Source organism: Priestia sp. FSL P4-0332 (genome assembly GCF_038005845.1).
GTDB lineage: Bacteria > Bacillota > Bacilli > Bacillales > Bacillaceae_H > Priestia.
Genome location: NZ_JBBOUA010000001.1, coordinates 3,386,444 through 3,404,310, shown reverse-complemented (window position 1 = coordinate 3,404,310; position 17,867 = coordinate 3,386,444). Strand labels below are relative to the sequence as shown.

Annotated in this window: 22 protein-coding genes; 14 read left to right on the top strand and 8 right to left on the bottom strand. The window is 35.4% G+C overall.

Features of this window, described 5'->3' with window-relative positions; genetic code table 11:
• Positions 1 to 122 precede the first annotated feature (122 nt).
• The 3 genes from MKY06_RS17645 (at position 123) to MKY06_RS17635 (ending at position 2,494) form a co-directional block, all read left to right on the top strand.
• Positions 123 to 1,172 (top strand): LacI family DNA-binding transcriptional regulator, encoded by a 1,050-nt coding sequence (locus MKY06_RS17645; protein ID WP_098660551.1) that lies wholly within the window; start codon positions 123 to 125, stop codon positions 1,170 to 1,172.
• Between the two features lie 127 nt (positions 1,173 to 1,299).
• On the top strand, positions 1,300 to 1,605 hold the full coding sequence (locus MKY06_RS17640; RefSeq protein ID WP_013058159.1) for a hypothetical protein: 306 nt from the start codon (positions 1,300 to 1,302) through the stop codon (positions 1,603 to 1,605).
• A 169-nt stretch (positions 1,606 to 1,774) separates the two neighbouring features.
• Positions 1,775 to 2,494 (top strand): nucleotidyltransferase domain-containing protein, encoded by a 720-nt coding sequence (locus MKY06_RS17635; protein ID WP_340961064.1) that lies wholly within the window; start codon positions 1,775 to 1,777, stop codon positions 2,492 to 2,494.
• Positions 2,495 to 2,580: 86 nt separating this feature from the next.
• On the opposite strand, the gene MKY06_RS17630 is transcribed toward MKY06_RS17635, so the two are convergent.
• Complete coding sequence (locus tag MKY06_RS17630) at positions 2,581 to 3,324, bottom strand: SDR family NAD(P)-dependent oxidoreductase (protein WP_029323246.1); 744 nt, start codon at positions 3,322 to 3,324, stop codon at positions 2,581 to 2,583.
• Between the two features lie 117 nt (positions 3,325 to 3,441).
• On the opposite strand from MKY06_RS17630, the gene MKY06_RS17625 reads away from it, so the two are divergent.
• A complete protein-coding gene (locus tag MKY06_RS17625; protein ID WP_289916453.1) occupies positions 3,442 to 4,284 on the top strand; it encodes a LysR family transcriptional regulator in 843 nt (280 codons plus the stop codon).
• 221 nt (positions 4,285 to 4,505) lie between these two features.
• On the top strand, positions 4,506 to 4,925 hold the full coding sequence (locus MKY06_RS17620) for a GNAT family N-acetyltransferase (RefSeq protein WP_057273661.1): 420 nt from the start codon (positions 4,506 to 4,508) through the stop codon (positions 4,923 to 4,925).
• A 280-nt stretch (positions 4,926 to 5,205) separates the two neighbouring features.
• On the opposite strand, the gene MKY06_RS17615 is transcribed toward MKY06_RS17620, so the two are convergent.
• Genes MKY06_RS17615 through MKY06_RS17605 form a run of 3 tightly spaced genes read right to left on the bottom strand, consistent with a single transcriptional unit; the run spans position 5,206 to position 6,426 of the window.
• Complete coding sequence (locus MKY06_RS17615) at positions 5,206 to 5,424, bottom strand: helix-turn-helix domain-containing protein (RefSeq protein WP_013058154.1); 219 nt, start codon at positions 5,422 to 5,424, stop codon at positions 5,206 to 5,208.
• Between the two features lie 10 nt (positions 5,425 to 5,434).
• Positions 5,435 to 5,914, bottom strand: coding sequence for a DUF2975 domain-containing protein (locus MKY06_RS17610; RefSeq protein ID WP_013058153.1), 480 nt, complete (start codon positions 5,912 to 5,914; stop codon positions 5,435 to 5,437).
• Positions 5,915 to 5,943: 29 nt separating this feature from the next.
• Positions 5,944 to 6,426: a DUF2975 domain-containing protein gene (locus MKY06_RS17605; protein ID WP_064471916.1), complete on the bottom strand. Its 483-nt coding sequence runs from the start codon at positions 6,424 to 6,426 to the stop codon at positions 5,944 to 5,946.
• Between the two features lie 569 nt (positions 6,427 to 6,995).
• Between MKY06_RS17605 and MKY06_RS17600 the strand changes: the two genes are divergently transcribed.
• Both MKY06_RS17600 and MKY06_RS17595 read left to right on the top strand, forming a co-directional pair.
• Positions 6,996 to 7,307, top strand: coding sequence for a hypothetical protein (locus tag MKY06_RS17600; RefSeq protein WP_013058151.1), 312 nt, complete (start codon positions 6,996 to 6,998; stop codon positions 7,305 to 7,307).
• 75 nt (positions 7,308 to 7,382) lie between these two features.
• The gene (locus MKY06_RS17595; RefSeq protein ID WP_340961060.1) at positions 7,383 to 8,288 is read left to right on the top strand and encodes a sensor histidine kinase; all 906 of its coding nucleotides are present in this window, start codon (positions 7,383 to 7,385) and stop codon (positions 8,286 to 8,288) included.
• Positions 8,289 to 8,523: 235 nt separating this feature from the next.
• Here the strand turns inward: MKY06_RS17595 and MKY06_RS17590 are convergent, their stop codons facing one another.
• The gene (locus MKY06_RS17590; protein WP_340961058.1) at positions 8,524 to 9,399 is read right to left on the bottom strand and encodes an alpha/beta fold hydrolase; all 876 of its coding nucleotides are present in this window, start codon (positions 9,397 to 9,399) and stop codon (positions 8,524 to 8,526) included.
• A 247-nt stretch (positions 9,400 to 9,646) separates the two neighbouring features.
• Between MKY06_RS17590 and MKY06_RS17585 the strand changes: the two genes are divergently transcribed.
• Positions 9,647 to 11,104, top strand: coding sequence for a S8 family serine peptidase (locus MKY06_RS17585; RefSeq protein WP_098476119.1), 1,458 nt, complete (start codon positions 9,647 to 9,649; stop codon positions 11,102 to 11,104).
• A gap of 59 nt (positions 11,105 to 11,163) precedes the next feature.
• Here MKY06_RS17585 and MKY06_RS17580 read toward each other — a convergent pair whose 3' ends face one another.
• Positions 11,164 to 11,988: a hypothetical protein gene (locus MKY06_RS17580; RefSeq protein WP_098602504.1), complete on the bottom strand. Its 825-nt coding sequence runs from the start codon at positions 11,986 to 11,988 to the stop codon at positions 11,164 to 11,166.
• 225 nt (positions 11,989 to 12,213) lie between these two features.
• On the opposite strand from MKY06_RS17580, the gene MKY06_RS17575 reads away from it, so the two are divergent.
• A complete protein-coding gene (locus tag MKY06_RS17575) occupies positions 12,214 to 12,540 on the top strand; it encodes an antibiotic biosynthesis monooxygenase family protein (RefSeq protein ID WP_098476117.1) in 327 nt (108 codons plus the stop codon).
• A 41-nt stretch (positions 12,541 to 12,581) separates the two neighbouring features.
• Positions 12,582 to 12,710, top strand: coding sequence for a hypothetical protein (locus MKY06_RS17570; protein ID WP_255284994.1), 129 nt, complete (start codon positions 12,582 to 12,584; stop codon positions 12,708 to 12,710).
• 259 nt (positions 12,711 to 12,969) lie between these two features.
• Here MKY06_RS17570 and MKY06_RS17565 read toward each other — a convergent pair whose 3' ends face one another.
• Positions 12,970 to 13,272 (bottom strand): hypothetical protein, encoded by a 303-nt coding sequence (locus tag MKY06_RS17565; protein ID WP_098196767.1) that lies wholly within the window; start codon positions 13,270 to 13,272, stop codon positions 12,970 to 12,972.
• Between the two features lie 248 nt (positions 13,273 to 13,520).
• Between MKY06_RS17565 and MKY06_RS17560 the strand changes: the two genes are divergently transcribed.
• The 4 genes from MKY06_RS17560 to MKY06_RS17545 all read left to right on the top strand — a co-directional run bounded on the left by MKY06_RS17560 (position 13,521) and on the right by MKY06_RS17545 (position 16,079).
• The gene (locus tag MKY06_RS17560; RefSeq protein WP_289916434.1) at positions 13,521 to 14,585 is read left to right on the top strand and encodes a beta-carotene 15,15'-monooxygenase; all 1,065 of its coding nucleotides are present in this window, start codon (positions 13,521 to 13,523) and stop codon (positions 14,583 to 14,585) included.
• 463 nt (positions 14,586 to 15,048) lie between these two features.
• Positions 15,049 to 15,354, top strand: a complete 306-nt coding sequence (locus MKY06_RS17555; protein ID WP_029323225.1) for a hypothetical protein — start codon at positions 15,049 to 15,051, stop codon at positions 15,352 to 15,354.
• Positions 15,355 to 15,370: 16 nt separating this feature from the next.
• Positions 15,371 to 15,715, top strand: a complete 345-nt coding sequence (locus MKY06_RS17550; protein WP_098449106.1) for a hypothetical protein — start codon at positions 15,371 to 15,373, stop codon at positions 15,713 to 15,715.
• A 151-nt stretch (positions 15,716 to 15,866) separates the two neighbouring features.
• Complete coding sequence (locus MKY06_RS17545; protein ID WP_272812352.1) at positions 15,867 to 16,079, top strand: hypothetical protein; 213 nt, start codon at positions 15,867 to 15,869, stop codon at positions 16,077 to 16,079.
• A gap of 484 nt (positions 16,080 to 16,563) precedes the next feature.
• Here MKY06_RS17545 and MKY06_RS17540 read toward each other — a convergent pair whose 3' ends face one another.
• A complete protein-coding gene (locus tag MKY06_RS17540) occupies positions 16,564 to 17,751 on the bottom strand; it encodes an ROK family protein (RefSeq protein ID WP_013058131.1) in 1,188 nt (395 codons plus the stop codon).
• Between the last annotated feature and the right edge of the window lie 116 nt (positions 17,752 to 17,867).

Here is a 17,867-nt window from a genome sequence, read left to right as displayed (position 1 = left end):
CCCCATCATGATGATAAAGAGAGGCTTTATTATGCTAGTAATGTATAATAAAGATAGATGCAAAGCGGATAGAACTTTTTATTATAAAATGTTAATTACTACAGATAAAGGTGAGTGAACGTATGTCAGTTAAAATGAGTGATGTGGCCAAACTAGCTAATGTAGCTCCAGCTACTGTCTCGCGAGTTCTTAGTCAGCCCCACCTAGTAAGCAAAGAAACGCAGGAAAAAGTTTTAAAAGCCATTGAAGAATTAAATTATCAGCCCCATATCATCGCAAGACAGTTCAGAAAAAAAGAAACAAAAACCATTTTAGTAGTTGTTCCTGATATTACCCACCCGTTTTTTTCTGAAGTTCTTAAAGGAATTCAGCATACGGCCATTAAAAGCGGCTACCGAGTGATTTTAGGAGATACAGAAAATGACATTGAGCGAGAAGGAGAGTTTGTTGATTTATTATTCCAAAAGCAAGCGGACGGCATGATCCTTCTAACAGCCCGCATGGATAAAGACAGAATTGAACAAGTCTCCAGACAGTTCCCTACGGTTCTTGCGTGCGAGTATATAGATGGCTTAGATATCTCTACCGTATCTATTGATAATATTAGCGGCGCGCGAAAAATAACGGAGCATTTAATAAGCCTTGGGCATACGAAAATCGCGCACATCACGGGCCCTATGAATGTTATCTTAAGCCGTGACCGATTAAAAGGGTACCGCCAGGCGATGATTAGTCACGATTTACCCGTGGATTCCGCTTTTATTCAAGAAGGAGATTTTAGCTTAGAGTCCGGTTATCATCAAATGATCAGGCTATTATCGTTAGAGCAACGACCAACTTCTGTATTTGTTTTTAACGATGAAATGGCGATAGGAGCGATAAAAGCGGCAAAAGACAGCGGTTTAAAAGTGCCTGAAGATATAGCTGTAGTAGGGTTTGATAACTCAAAAATGTCGGATATCATTGAACCTCATATTACAACGATTGAACAGCCTAAATATGAAATTGGAAAAAAAGCGATGGAATTATTGCTTGGGTTAATGAGCGGAAAAGCGTTAGAACAAAAAAAGTTTGTATTAAAAGATGAACTAATCATACGCGAGTCTTGCGGAAGTAAATCTACAGTGAAAAATTTTATCCAGCTTGAAGGCTCAGCTAAGAAAATTAACTAGTGCTGTTTAAACGCTATGCTATGATGTTTTTTGCTGAGAAGTAAACAAGAGAGACCATCATTTTTTTCTTCTCTTGTTTACAGCAAAGCGGAAGGAATAATCTGATAAAAAAGAGAAGGTGGCTTGAGTGAGAATTAAGGGAACAGTATTTAAAAAAAGAACATATCCAAAGCATCACTATAAAAAAATGGATCGCCTTTCTTTTTTAGAGGTGAAAGATAACATCTCCTTTGATGGCGATGTGCTGAAAATCCTTCCTGTTCTTAGTCAAAAATCAATGGAATGCTGGAATATCGGAGATGAAATTGATGTGGAAGGTGAAATGAAGTACATTCGCATCATTACTTCATTAGGAAAACTCAGCCTTCTGCCTGTCCCTGTGTTTATCGTCAAAACAATTAAAGAAATAAAACCTTCTCCGATAACTAGTTAAGTTGTCAGCCATAAAACTGCTGTTCATTATCATACACCATGTTTGCATTTTAATAAAGATTAAATTCTGAAATTTCTTATAAATCACATATTTATTCAAATCTATTTTTAAAAGGAATTTCCGCGTTCTAACCAGAAAAATAATATATATCATTTTCTGGAGGAATACGATGACAGAGATAAAAAGGTTAGAACCGCTGCAAGCAGCTACACAATTCATTTTTAAACATTACCCTCATTGCCAAGGTGCATTACTCGCCGGAAGCGTAGTGAGAGGCGAAGCTACACATACGTCCGACCTTGATATTGTTATTTTTGATGAGAATTTCACCTCTTCTTTTAGGGAGTCACTCATTGAATTTGGATGGGCAATTGAAGTTTTTGCTCATAGTCTGACTTCATACCAAGCCTTTTTTAAAAGCGACTGTAAGAGGGCTAGACCGTCACTCCCAAGAATGATTTCCGAGGGAATTATTTTAGTGGATAATGGGATTGTTCAGTCTATAAAAAAAGAAGCTGCACAATTACTAGAAAAAGGTCCGGAAAAATGGCTGGAAGAGACGATTAGATTAAAAAGATATTTTATAAGTGATGCCTTAGATGATTTAATCGGTTCTTCAAATACAGGTGAATCACTTTTTATTGCTAACACGCTCGCTTACATAACGCATGAATTTGTATTAAGAACGAACGGTCATTGGATCGGGGATTCTAAATGGATTGTACGGTCTTTGAATAACTACAATAAAAGCTTTAGTAAAGAGTTTGTGGAGGCATTCGAAATCTTTTATAAAACAGGGAGTAAAGTTAAAGTAATTCAACTAGTCGATAAAGTGTTAGCACCCCATGGAGGCCGGCTGTTTGAAGGGTTTTCCTTGGGGAAAGAATGATAAAATCAGTAGCAGAGAGCTTGTTATAACCCCACTACTATTTCTTGCTAGTAGTGGAGTTGTTTTTTAGAAATATTTACGTATGCTTAAAGAGTTTGTCCGTTATCGATCGTAAACACTTGGCCGGTCACAGACTCTTGTTTTAACTGAAACAGAATAGCATCTGCGATATCTTCGGGAGAAGAAATGCGCTGAAGAGGTAAATTTCCCGCAAGCTGATACATTTTGTCTTCGTTGCCAGACCACCACCTTGTGTCGACTGCACCAGGAGAGATGCAGTTTACTCGAATATGTGGTGCCAGTGCAATCGCTAACGATTTCGTCATCGTATGAATTGCTGCTTTTGTCGCTGCATAGGGAATAGACGAGCCGATTCCAGTTGTACCCGCAACGCTTCCTACATTAACAATCGCCCCTGACTTTTGCTTTTTCATATGTGGAACGGCTGCTTTTACACAGTGAAACATACCTTTTACGTTTACATCATATAAGGAGTCCCATACGTCATCAGTTGCAGACTCTAAGTCATTCATGGGGATTTGAGCTGTAATACTAGCGTTATTCACTAATCCATCTAACCGTTCGAATTGTGCAATGGTTTGATCAATCATATTATTAACTTCGTGCTCACTGGCTACGTTCGCTTTAAAAGCAAACGCAATGCCTCCTTTTTCAGCAATCTCCTCCACAACTTTTTTCGCTTCTGTTTCTGAGGAACTGTAGTTTATCACAAGTTTTGCCTCTCTATCTGCTAACTTTAAAGCCGTTGCTTTGCCTATACCAGTGCCGCCGCCCGTAATAATAAATACTTTATTTTTAAAATTGTTCACTTCTATAAACCTTCCTTTCTCTTAACATCTTTTATTATATCTTCGATCAGAAAAAGGATATAATAGGTAATACTAAGAGCGGTATCATTTAAAATGATATCAACGGAGGAATTGAAATTGGAAAGCCAAGACTTACGAATTTTCAAATGTGTGGCAGAAACAAAATCACTATCAAAAGCTGCGGAGGTATTAGGATATGTTCAACCGCATATTAGCCAGCGAATTAAAAATCTAGAGGAAGAATTAGGCACCAAATTATTGATGCGTACAAATCGAGGAGTCACGTTAACAAATGAAGGGGAAGCTTTGTTTAGCTACGCCCAGCGTATTTTACGTTTAATGGAGGAAGCTAAAGCAGAAGTTAATCCGAATAAGTTTAAAAGATTCTTGATCATTGGTGCCTCGCAGACCGTCTCAGCTATTAAAATTCCTTCTTTATTCTCATCTTTTCTGAAAGAACATCGGGATATTGAAGTTAAAATAAAAACAGATAGAAAACAAGTCTTGCAAGAAATGCTTTCGTACGGAGAAATTGATGGACTTTTTCTTAGCGGTACCTATAACGAGGCTCAGTTTGAAACGGTTTATCACTATGCAGAAAAAATGGTGCTTATCTCACCTCTATATGAAGCTCCAGAAGAAAAAGACCAACCAACGCTACTCATCAATAGTGATGGAAACTGCATCTATAGAAACAGACTATTAGAGTTTTCAAAAGAACATCATCTACATAAAGCCAACATCATGGAATTTGATTCATTAGAAGCTATTTTACAAGGCGTTCGTGATGGACTTGGAATGAGTGTAGTCCCCGCTAGTGTAGTAAAATCTCGCGGTGATATGAAAAGCATTGAATACCAAGAGCTTTCAGAAGACGTTCATATTGATTTTGTAGTAAAGAAAGGGAAGCAGCGCTCTCAAAGTCTTAAAAAGTTTATTCATTTTTTAGAGTGTTTATAAATCAAGTTTTTATCTTAAGTTCAAATCTATATGATTTGAACTTTTATTTTTGTCTACATTGTGATTAAATGTTACTCCTTTTAAAATCTACTTTGATATATTGAATATATGTTTTTATAGCCGAATACTCGTCATGATTTGAAAGATAAATGGATGATATGCCAGGTGCTTGTATCTTGGAGGCCGAAATAGTTTATATAAAAACAAAAGGAGTAGATTCTATGAAGGTTTCCTTTTCAAATTCTATAGAAAATGTTGAGTGGTCGAGAATGAAAGAAATTTACCGCTCTGTAGGGTGGAAGAACCATGATGAAGAAAAGGTTAAAAAAGTATTCCAATCAAGCAATGTAGTAGCTATCGCTTATGATGAAGATAACATAGTAGGGTTCGGCAGAGCTCTTTCAGACGGTGTGTTTAATGCTGCTATCTATGATGTTGTGGTTGACAAGCATTATCAGAATCAAGGAATTGGACAGCAAATTATAGAAAACCTGCTTGCTCAGCTTAATGATATTTCATGCGTTCATCTTGTTTCCACAGCGGGTAATGAAGAGTTTTATAGAAAAGCAGGATTTCGGAAAATGAAAACAGGCATGGCTCGTTATTTAAAACCTGCTTTAGAGGAAGAATATTTAGAATAAGTTATGTGTTAGATTGTAAATCAAGGGACATTTTAGAGTATGTACCAAATGAATAATAATGAATAATAAAGAGAACGTAGAAAAATCTAACGTGTTCCCTTTTGAGGTGCAAACATTGCAAATCACCTCACACTTTTTGTCACCAATATTAATATAATTCTCAATGGAATTCTCTAATTAAATAAATCAATAAAAGCAGAGAAGGGACAGTAATTAAGCTGCCCCTTCATTTTAATTTCACTACCTAATCCTCATGGTTGAAGAAATTTGTTGTCTTTTATTATTGATTGTCTTCGTCGCTTTTGTACTCCAAAATATCACCTGGCTGACAATCCAAAGTCTTACATATCGCTTCTAATGTTGAAAAACGAACCGCTTTTGCTTTCCCATTTTTCAGAATGGAAAGATTCGCCATAGTAATTCCAACCCTCTCTGAAAGCTCCGTTACGCTCATTTTTCGTTTTGCTAACATCACATCAATATTAATAATAATTGCCATATCCTCCACCTCAGACCGTCAAATCATTTTCTGATTTTATGTTAATCGCTTCTTGCAAAAGCCTTTGGAGAACAGCAGCAAAAACTGCGATAACCAACGAAGCAAAAGGAATGACCATTCCAACAAATATGAGACCTGGGGCATCGTCTTTATCTGCCACGAGATAATAGACGGGCAAACCTAAGACATGCAAACTACAGATAGAAATGGCGCAGTATTTGATTCCCATTAAAATTCGAACAGACAATTCAGAGAAAGCAATGTTCTTGTCAATATAACTCAACAGTTTAACAGCTTGATAAAGGGCGAAGTAAAAAGGTAATGTTCCTCCATATAAAAGGATGAAAATGATATATTTTATGGAATGAATACCTAAGAAATCCGCTACCGCATCTGCCAGTTCAGGAACTAGAAATATGCACAAAGTGAGAACCAGAATTCCAATGAGAATAATTGCTATCTTCAAAAATAATGTGGTTGCTATCTTCATAAAAAACACCTCTCCTATATTTCGAAATGTTAATTGTTTTTTGGCTGTGAATCCATGACATTCTTTATAGGTTTTTGAAACACGTCCACAATGGCTGCGATGATACTTGTTGCCAAGATGCCCATTAGACCTAGAGATATTGGACCTGCTGCATCATCACCTGTGAATTGAGCATGCGCCCTTAAATAAACTATTGCTAACAAAATAAAGAAAATGACAGTAAAAGTGCATTTTTTTATTACCTTCAAAGATTGAAGAGATAACTCAGAGAAAGCGTTATTCTTCTCGATATAGGTTAAAAGCTTAAAAGCTTGATACCACGCCACAGAAAACGTAATACATATTCCATATGTACATACCAAAAGTGGATATAACGAATAATCACCAGGACGCTCTATAGCATCTCTTCTGGCTGCTTCAGGCAACAAAAATATACATGCGGCAAGCACTGCAATTCCAATCAGAAAAATTATTACCTTTAAGAAAGTGGTAGAACCTCGTTTAACATTCATAAAAAACACCTCACTTATTTAATAATAATACGAATTTAACATATGATTTATCGTTTTACAATAAATTATTATCGTTTTTTTATTATATTATTGTTGTTATTGAAATATCCTTTTAATTTTAAACAAAATAAAAAGCATTTCTCAATACAAAGAAATGTTCTTACTTTAGAATGTTAAATTTACAACTTGTTCAACAAAACTTCCAAACAGTTTAATAAAGTGAATCAACAACGAAAGATATCAGAATCTACTTAAAATAAATAATATCCTTAAAACTCACTAAATAATTCACGGTTAAATTCAAATAACTATTTCCATATTGGAGAATTTTTATGCGAATTCCTGCTTGAATTTAAGGGGAAATAGTAAATATAGAAGTAATACCAAGCAAATAAAAAAACATGAATTCACGCTAAAAGTGCATTATGAAATTAAATTTTGCCCCTCGGAAAAGAATCCGTAAATAAAAATCTATGTCCTTTTTTCTTTTTGATGTTGAGACTATGGAATCTGTATATTTCTATTTAATAATATATGGTATTATTTTCTTTAGCTAGGAGGTATTTGAAATGAGTATTCCAAAGGAAAATAAGCCGATTTTACTGACAGTTATTTTGATGGCGGCTGCGTTTGTTGTATTTTTTGCAAATTGGCTGTTTCCGCAAAATTCAATTTTTCCAAATGAAACCGGTGATTTGACTATGCCGCTGTGGCTGTTTTTCGCGATAGACGCTGGCTTTATTGTGGCATTAGTTTTAGGAGTCCGAACGAAAAAACCGAGCGTTGTGTGGTTTAGCATTATAGCAAACAGTATCTTTTTTATTTTGCTTTCTGGCTTAATTTTTTTACTAGCAATTGCGAATGGCATTTCTGAACCGTAAGCTTATTATTTTTATTAATGGATCGTTGCGCTTGTAACGTTTTTATCGTTAGCCAGTTCGTTTCTTTACTTTTACTTGTTTGCTTATTTGTTTGGAAGACGATTTAGTAAAAAAATTGAACGGCCTTTTAACGAGCTGATGACGGCCGCGAAAAACATTCAGCATAATAATTTGGATTTTTCGCTGTCCGTGACTCAAGACGCAAAAGAATTAAGCCAGCTGCTGCATGCCTTTGAAGAAATGCGAAAAGAATTAAAGCAATCGCTAGCTAAACAGTGGCAGCTAGAAGAAGACCGCAAAGATATGACGGCTGCGATTGCACATGATTTACGAACGCCTCTTACAATTATTCACGGTCACACCGAAATTTTAGTAGAAGGAAGCAAAAAGGACCCAGAGAGGCTTAGTCGATATTTACATACGATCTACACAAATACACAGCGTTCGATTCAACTATTAAATCAGCTGCAAGAAGTATCAGTCATAGAAAATCCAGGCTTTGCCGTAAAGAGTGAGCCTATTAATATCAACACATTTGTTCATGAGAAAGCAAATGAATTTCAGCTTTTATGTCAAAAAAAAGAGATTACATTTGTGTCGTCGCTTAGTAAAACAGAAGGGCCAAACCAATTTTACGGAGATCCTCAGCGCATTTCTCAAGTGTTAGATAATATCATCACAAACTGTATTCGCTACACGCCTGAACGCGGAGAAATAGTTTGGAATACCGCGATTCATCACAACGAAGTAATCTTTGAAATACATGATACGGGTCCTGGGTTTACATTATCGAATAAAGAACAGTTATTTAAAAAGTTTTACAGAGAAGATGCGTCAAGGGCAAGCGGCCACGGAAACTTAGGGCTCGGTCTTTATATTGCTCATTCCATTGTGAAAAACCACGGAGGAAGCATCACGGCCGATAATAAAGAGACGGGAGGAGCACTGTTTAAGATTGTTCTTCCGATGGGGAAAGAATAAAACCGTAAAAAAGAACCCTCCAAAAGGAGAGCTCCAAAAAGGGTAAGTAAGAAAGAAATGTACATGTTCCTTTGGGGGGACTGCATCTGTACAGTAAAATTTATACCCGGTATACCTCTATTGAAACGTTGAAAAATAATTCAATAATAGAAATGAATAGTTGATAATATGCTTTATAATCTATAAAAAAGACTGCAAAGCGGTTGTATACCGCACCTTGCAGTCTTTTTCGATTTTATTTGTTTAAGAAGTCTCTCATAAATCCATTCACTTTTTCTGGCTGCTCATGTTGAGGCGCATGTCCCACACCGTCTAAGCGGTGGATCGTTACATTTGGAACGTACTCTTCAATGCCATCTAAATTACTGTTTTCAAACGCTTCATCCGCATTTCCCCATACAATTAAAGTCGGAGACTGAAATACTTTATGCGGCAGGGCTACAGGTTTATGAACGCGCTCTTCAAATGGATAAAGAGAAGACGCACGGTAGTAGTTAAGCATGGATTTCATTGCATTTGGCTGGTTCCACGCCTCTACATATTTAGCTTCTTCTTCTTTGGTTAAATAGCCTTTTTTAATGCCCGGCTCCGTCAGCATTTTTCTTAATTTTTCACTATTATTCGCGAGTAGCTCATCTTGAGAATTTGGCTGTTGGAAAAAGCTCATATAGCTGCTGGCTTCTCGTTGAGCAGGATTTTCAGCAAGCTCTCTTATAAATGTATAAGGGTGCGGTGCATCAAACATCACTAACTTTTTGACATACTGGGGATATGTATAAGCAAATGCCCATGCAACAGCGCCGCCCCAATCATGTGCCACTAACACACACTCTTTTTCATCAAACGCTTCAATTAACTGTTTTACATCTTCCATGAGAAGGGGCATGCTGTAAGAAGAAATTTCTTCTGGCTTATCTGATAAGTTATAGCCTCGCATATCTACAGCTACCACGCGATAATCTTTCGAAAACTCTTCTAACTGATGGTGCCACGTATACCAAAAGTAAGGGAAACCGTGTAAAAACAGTATTAGTTCGCCTTCACCTTTTGTCACGTAATGAAGGTTTACATCATTCACTTTTACATAACCGTCTTTAAATATCCTACTCATCCTTTCGCTTTTAACCTTTATTATAGAAAAACTTTACTCTTTATTAGTTGAGGTATCAAATAATAAGCTTTCCTTATACAATAAATGAGCTATAAATCTCTTTTAAAACCCTTATTTTGGTTATCGTTTGTGAAATATAAATCAAGTCTTATTTTAAATAATCGTAATCTATTAGAAAAACTTGGAATCTTAAAGGTTATGTAATAAGATAGTATATGATAAATATTTCCATATATAGGAGGGGCATATGCAAAAAAAAATTCTACATACGGTGCTTTCACTTGCGGTAGGAGCAGGAGTGTTTGCTGTTGGCGGAGTTCTTACTCAAGCTAAGAGTCAAGATGAAAAGATAAGTAACACATACGCAATTGCTTTTAAAAATGGATTACCAGACAACTATCAAGAGATTATTCAAAAAGCTGGTGGGAAAGTCACTAAAGCTCTGCCGGAAGTAGGAGGAATAGAGGCTCAATCTGAACAGTCTTCTTTTCTTAACAATTTAAAAGGAAATTCTTCAATCGAAGCTGCTAACAGGGAAATTCCTCTAAGCTTGGAAAAAACAGCAGTTAGTCCTTATAACTATCAGTCTAGTATAATCAGCTCACAGAATTCAGAGAATTATTGGGACTCTCAATGGGATATTCAACGAGTGACAAATGACGGAAAATCTTATAAGGTAGAAACAGGCGGGTATAAAAATAAAGATGGTAGTACAACTCATAAAGCAGTGGTAGGAGTAATTGATACCGGTATTGATGAGTCTCACCCTGATTTAAAAGATAATATACTAGGCGGACGTAATCTTGTTCCGGCTGGAATGGACGAATCGGAAACAGGGGATCCTGCAGATATAAAAGATCGTAACGGACACGGTACGCACGTTGCTGGAATCATTGGAGCGAATGGAAAAGTAAAGGGAGTGGGACCGGAACTTGGAATACGTTCTTATCGCGTACTGTACTCAGAGCAAGCTCTAGGACTGCCATCTTGGATTATAGACGGAATTATTGCCGCAACTAATGATAAAGTAGATGTTATTAATATGTCTCTTCGTTTCTATAATAATAACAAGATGACTATTGAAGGAGAAAGTTATAAATCAATCGCTGAAACTCTGCTTTGGAAAAGAGCCATTCAGTATGCCGTGAAAAATGGCGTAACGGTCGTAGCCGGTAGCGGAAACGAAAGTTTAAATTTGGATAATAAAAAGGAAGTAAACGACTTTTTAAATACCTTGTATGAACCATATGGTATAAGTGTCAAAGGGCCAGCAACTGTCGTACCGGCGCAAATGCCAGGAGTGATTAATGTTTCGGCTTCCACAAAATGGTCGACTCAGCAGCTTGCTTTCTACTCTAATTATGGAAACAGTGCCATTGACGTGGCGGCTCCAGGAGGGGATTTTGGAGAGAAATATGCCAAAACCAATGATCCTGCAGCGGCTGATCCAAGCAATTTAATTCTGAGTACATGGCCTACGTATTTAGGAACTTCCTATGAGTTAAACGCCGGTACTTCCATGGCAACTCCTCAAGTAGCTGGAATTGCAGGAGTTCTTAAAGCAGCTCATCCTGAGTATAAACCCGCTCAAGTAACAGCACGTATTAAGCAAACAGCTTTTGACTATGGAAAAAAAGGACAGGACGCTTTATTTGGTTCAGGAGAAGCAAATGCCTATAGAGCGTTAAAAGATATAAAGAACTAGCGCTTGTAATAAATATAGCAAAAAAAGCCTTTCTAAAAATAATTTTTTAGAAAGGCTTTTTAAAATTCACCGGCCTTGGCAATTCCTAAATTAGATTCAAAGTCGGTAATGTATACACAGGCATTTGTATATTTATCATAGGAATTATAGCTAAAGTCTCTGCTTACATTATAATCTCCACTTATAGGTTTATAGAATTGAATCGATTTAATTTGATCGTTGAGAGACAAATCAAAATTATAAGTGGCTTTTTTTAATTGTTCGAGCTGCAGCTTGGTGAAACTATCGCGATGCTTTTGGATTTCGTCTTGCATGAGCTCTATTTTATATTTAGATACGGTGTTAATATGATCAATCGCAGGTCCCATATCTTTTTTTATTTGTGCTCTAGAAGAACGCATATGTTTATTATCAAATAAGGCCAACTCGTTATGGTCTTTATCCCAATCTTTTGTTGCATCTATAATGTCATGCATATTGTTCATGAGCGTAACTTCATAGATAGTCTTGCTTGAATTAAATCTTTTATAGGATTTTACATATTCTTTTTCTGTTAATGCATCTACATCTCTTTTTAATTGCGCTATGCTTTCTTTTAGTTCACTATCACTTTGTGTTTCTATTTTTGTTGTACTACTAATAGACGCAGACAGCAGGTTAAAATCGTTTTTGTAGCTTTGAAACGTTTTATCCTCTATCTTTCCATCTTTATTAATTAAGCGTTCACACTCGTTTTCCAGGAATTTCAGCTCTATGGCCAGCTCTTTTTTTGCCTCGCTTCCATCTATGCTTTCATTGTTTGAACGTGTAGGATTGCACCCCATTAATCCAAGCGCCAAAGCTATCGTAATGGTCCCTGTTGTTATCTTGCTTATGCTCCTCATGTTGAAACTCCATTTCTATTTGTTTATTACTTACGTATAAAAACTATATCATATAAATGGAATATTTATCTTTATATACTATTAAATGTTACATTTCGTATAGATAAACTAAAAAAAGTATTATAATGGAATTCATAAAAGTAGTGCTGAAAGAAGATAAATATAATAGAAAAAAATAACCATGTACTTATACTATTAATGTGACTTCTAAAGGAGGAAATCAATATGACTGGAATTGCCAAAACCCCCGAACCGCCTTATTATGCCGTTATTTTTGCTTCTGAAAGAACAGAAGGCGAGAAGGGTTACGGAATCATGGCAGACAAAATGGTAGAGCTTGCATCTGTACAAAAAGGCTTTTTGGGAATAGAAAGTGCCAGAGATCAAGATTTAGGTATTACCGTTTCATATTGGGATTCATTAGAATCAATAAAAATATGGAAAGAAAACTCAGCGCACCGTGCAGCTCAGCACAAAGGAAAAACAGAATGGTATCAAACATTTTCGCTTAGAGTGTGCAAAGTGGAAAGACATAGCTTTTTTGAGATGTAGGGCGTATATGCTTAATTGTTTTAAAAAGGGGAGAAGCCGTTATGTTTTTAGCTATTATAGGATTTATAGCCGTTTTTATCACTTTGTGTTCATTAGAAGCAAAGCTAAGAACGATTGTCAAACAAAATGATAGAATCATTGAATTACTTGAGAGACAGAATAGAGAGTAAGAAAACGCTAATGAACTCAACGTTTATGATATCATCTCCTGACTTTAGTTACGGGAGACGTTTTATTTTAAGAGTGCATAAAAAAAACCTCAGTAGGAGGTCTAGTTATTGCTTTTAAAAGCACTTATAACAAGCTCATTTACTGTCGGATGTCATCTAGAGGCTGTATTAAAAGCTAATTATAAAGTGAGGTTATTATTTATCGTTTCACCAGAAAATATGAGCTCAATTTCTTTATTTCTTACTTGTGATCTTTCATTTAATCACCGTATTTTTTTCTGTACATGAGAAACGTTATTAAATATACAACTGAAATTGTCGTTAGAAACATTAACGGCGAAATGCCATTGCCATCATAAGAACTTTTCCCTTGAAAAGTCCGATAAATGGACTCTACAACATCTAAAATTAGTACACCAATAACGATCATAAATGAATATGATTGAGCCTTCGTGTTGATAAACTTCTTTCTTTCGTCACCTTTTCGCGAAGATGATGAAACAAAAATCAAAATTCCGCAAACTAACAGGATGAATGAATACACAATTTTAACCCAATCCATTTTACTCCTCCTTATAATAAATGTAAAAAGTATTTTACATTTATTATTGTAGCATCAGTTCCAAAAATGTCAAACTCTTTTTACATTGTAAATTATTTGTATGGAAGAACTGCTATAAAAAAGTCGATATCTTTAAAATGGTTTTATAAAACAAAGTCACGTTACAAAGTGACTTAAATCAACTTCACTGCTAAAATGGAAGTAACAGGAATTTTTGTGTTTCACCAACTAAAAGTGAGGTGGGTCGTTTGATTCTTCATAAAAAAGCAGTATCCCTTGCCGCTTTTTTCTTGCTGCTGTTAGTAATAAGCTCAAATTACGTATTGTATCATTCCTCTTTTGGACTTCAGTCGTTGCCTGCTGATCTAACCGGAGTGGTAGTAGGTTCTATTTTAGATTTAAGCCTTGTCGCTCCGCTCTTGTTTTTAGCTTGGCAACGTAAGTTCAGCGTAAAATATTTTATCGTATTAATGGCCACAGGCCTTATTGCTGCGCGTTTTATCATTCCGAGTGAATACTTGGCTTCTTTTCAGTCGGTTATGTGGCTAGGTGTTGGAATAGAAGGGGTACTCATTTTATTTGAACTTTCGCTGCTGTTTATGCTAATTAAAAACGTACCGCCTATTTTTAAAAGAGTCAAATCAAGCTCTTTGCCGCTTTTATTTTCTTTTTCGCGTGCTGTAAACGAAAAGTTCCCCAAACAAACTTTTATACACATACTTTGTTCAGAAATGCTGATGTTTTACTATGCGTTTGGAACGTGGAAGAAGCAGCCGAGTACTGAAGGGAATACGTTTACTCTGTATAAACGCTCAAGTTTTATTACGTTTCAAATTATGATTATTCATGCGATTGTCATTGAAACATTAGGTCTTCATTGGCTGCTGCATAATACGTCTATAATTCTTTCAATCGTTTTACTGATCCTTAATATTTATAGCATTGTTTTCTTCATAGGAGATATTCAAGGATTAAGGCTTAACCCTTTACGAGTGGAAGATGATTGTATATACATTTCGTTTGGCTTAGCTAAGCGTATGGAAATCTCTTTTAAAGATATTGAAGAAATAGTAGAAGACACTCACATCCTCCAACAAAAAATCCCTAGCACCACGATTGAATTTATCGCACGCGATTTTGAAAAAGTTTATCCTGATCTTTTACTAATACTAAAGTCTCCAATTGAAGCGACGCTTTTTATGGGAATCAAAAAGAAATATCAGCAGGTCGCCATTCGAGTAGATGATCCTCATGTGTTTAAAAAAATAGTTAAAGAGCGTTTGGAGAAAGCTCAGCGGGATGAGTTAATCTAGAGTTCTAGAAAGATAAGGCCTTATAGAGATATCTATAAGGTCTTTTTGCTAATGATTAGCTACCGGACATAAATAGTGAAGTGTTAGCTTTATTTTAGTAAAATGGAAGTAATAGGTAAAGTGGGAAAGGGGGATAGGATAGGGGGATTTTTTTTAGAGGACAAGAGAAATATTTAAACTCTGTAGAATGGTTATCTAAAAACTCAATCCATTTAAGCGAACCGACTGAATGTACGCCTCAAGAGTTTGAATTTCTCCGTCATATCGTAAAAGATAAGCGAATTGTGTGGTTAGGGGAAAACGGCCATAACATAAGAGAACATAATATGATGAAGTCAAAAATATAACGAATATGATTGGCGATAAAGCTTAAGTGATGAGCACTTTAAAAAAAGTTAATTGTGTCCTCTATGCACATGTATTATAGTAAAAGATGCAGTTTTAAAATGGGAAAGGAGATTATATGGGGAATTTGTTTAAACAGGCTTCAAACGTATCAAAAAACGCTTTTATTGCTACACTGATTTTGTATATCGTTATTGTAGCATCTTTTATTCCGTCAATTGTATTTGCAGGAGCTTTCTTTGCTATAGTAATTAAAATAGCAGCAGCACTTTTAATCTTAGTAACAATCCTAGGAATGATTTATTCGCTCTTCATTAAAGGCGGTCAAAAATTTCTTTTTTTACTGTTACATGCCGCTTCTTTATTTATTGTTTTGTTTAGTATCTCTGCTTTTATGCTCGCTAAAAGCGCTGAGTTGACATAGTGAAGAGGAATTACATATGCAAAAAGGCAGGAGAAATCCTGCTTTTTTATTTTTGTACAATTTCAAGGTGGTTTGTATTTTCTGGAGAAACGCTGCTAACTATTTGCTTTTCCTTAAAGAGACTTGTTTAACAAGAAAAAAAGAAGGAAAAGGAAGAAAAAGGAGATGTTTTAATTTGGAAATATTCATAACCTTAGCAGCAGGTGTGGGGTTTCTTTTCTCTTTTTATCTTTTTTATATTCATCCTGTTATAAGTAAAAGAAAGGGGAAACCTTTGAGTGAAAGCCAAAGCTATATATTGAGAGGAGTAGCTGTAGTCGCTCTTTTAGCCAGCTTTATTTTAGGAAGTTACTTTTTATAAAAGAATGATAGATACATAATGTTAAGCGCATCTCTCAATCTAAAAAAAGTGTTTATAAATAAACGATGTACTAAGACTCTCCGCTGAAGGTGACGAGAAAAACTTACACATGATGTAGTGGGTCTAGGCAGGGCATAGAAAGGAGCATAAGATGACGAAAAGGTATAAGCATCTGTTGATTCCCTTTGCTATAGGCTTTTTAAGCTTCGTATGTTTTATGATGTATAGTAAAGCAGCAGGAAATACGAGTCTTCAGCTAAACCAGGCGCTGTTTATTTCAATAGGTATAGGTATTGGTGCAATCCCGGTCTCATTTTTTATAGAGTACCAAAAGACCAAAGGAAATAAAAAGTTTCATAGCTAATCTATATACCGAATGCCCTCTAGTTGTTTATTCTGTTGAAATAGATGTGATGATCTGTTTATTTTTGCAAAGATTGGTATGTTTGCCTTCGTTATTTTACTGCATATTGCCTTTCGAAAACTGGTTTTTTATGCTCATGAAAAACAAAAAACATCCCCAAAAGAAGCAAGCAGGGTATGAATAGGAGGAGTTTTGGTTGTTTTGGTTATTTTGATCATCTTGTTATCTATCCTAAACCTTTTGGAGTTTTATTATGGTGATTAGATATAGAAGTAAAAGAATTGCCTCCTAGCAAGTAGGAGGCAATTCTTAATCGCTGTCTAGGTAAGATAGCTCCGGTTTTAGTTTAAGCTCATGCTACAATCATTTTACTTTCTTTATTAGGAAGGTTGAAAGTCTTAATTAATCTTTCATTTCTTTTTTCGAAGGTAAAAACATTTATCTTTAATTACTCTTACTATACAAGCTGAAATGTAGATGGTACTTATTTTAAAAGGGAGCTTTCTGTTGACTCGGAATATACCAAGTTTGGCATTGTAATTTCAAGGAAATGCTTAATTACTAATGCGCATGCACCCAATTCATATGCCTTTTTTCCAGTTGAGGAGATTAATAATTCACGGTAGTGACTTATAGAGGAAGAAAGGCTGCTCTTAATTTTTTGTATAGAATCTGGGTATCGAGAAAGTAATTCACTATCGATAATTAAAATTTCAGGATTGTAGATATTAATGACATTATTCAAACCAATTGAAAGGTAATGAATAAAATTCTCCATTTCTTGATGGGTTTCAATATCTTTTCTATTAAGCTCTTCTTCAATATGTTTAAAAGACATATTACGAACTTGTTTTCTTTGGGAAAGGTTCTTTAAAAAGCTTGACTCAGATGCATATTTCTCCCAGCATCCTTTGTTTCCACAGGCACAAAGCTCTCCATTTGGTTGAACAATCATATGACCAATTTCTCCTGCATAGCCATCATGACCTTTAGATAATTTGTTGTTTATTAAGATTCCAAGACCTATACCTGAACGAAGCGTTATACATACTAAGTTATCAGATTTATGATGTGTATAAGCTCGTTCAGCAAAAGCTAGTAAATTTGCATTGTTTTCAAGATAAACATTCACCTTTACTGCTGCTTCTAAGTCTTCTTTTAAAGCAATTTCATGCCACTGCAACCTAGGGATGTAGTGAATAATTTCATCAGTGGTAACAAGACCATGTATCGAAATAGCTATACCAATCAGGCCGTATCTAGACATAAGACATTTATCTTTATATTCATTAATTTTTTTTACTAATACACTAAGTATATTTGAGTAATTTGTATCGTGTATTTTGACTTTATCTGAAGAAACTGGACGTCCAAGAAGATTAGAAAGAGTAAATGAGATTTGACCATAATCTAGATCAATTCCTAGTGCATATCCTGCCGTTTCGTTCAAAGATAACATTATAGGCTTTCTTCCAACGTTTGAATAGTCTTGCTGTGTCTCAATAATAATATCTTCTTCAAGTAGACTTGCAACTTGTGCTGAAATAGTAGCTTTTGTTAATGCTGTAACCTTAGACAATTCAGCTCGTGAAATCATTCCTGCCTCTACAATTTTGCTAATAATTAAAGATCGATTTAATTTTTTGATATAAGCTGCATCACCGTTAGGCATAAATATATCCTCCAAATTTTCGTTGACATTGTTTTTTTATTATAGCATCTTCGTGTGGAAAAATATTAATTGTAAAATTTAAAATATTTAATTGACTGAATTTTGTATACATGCTA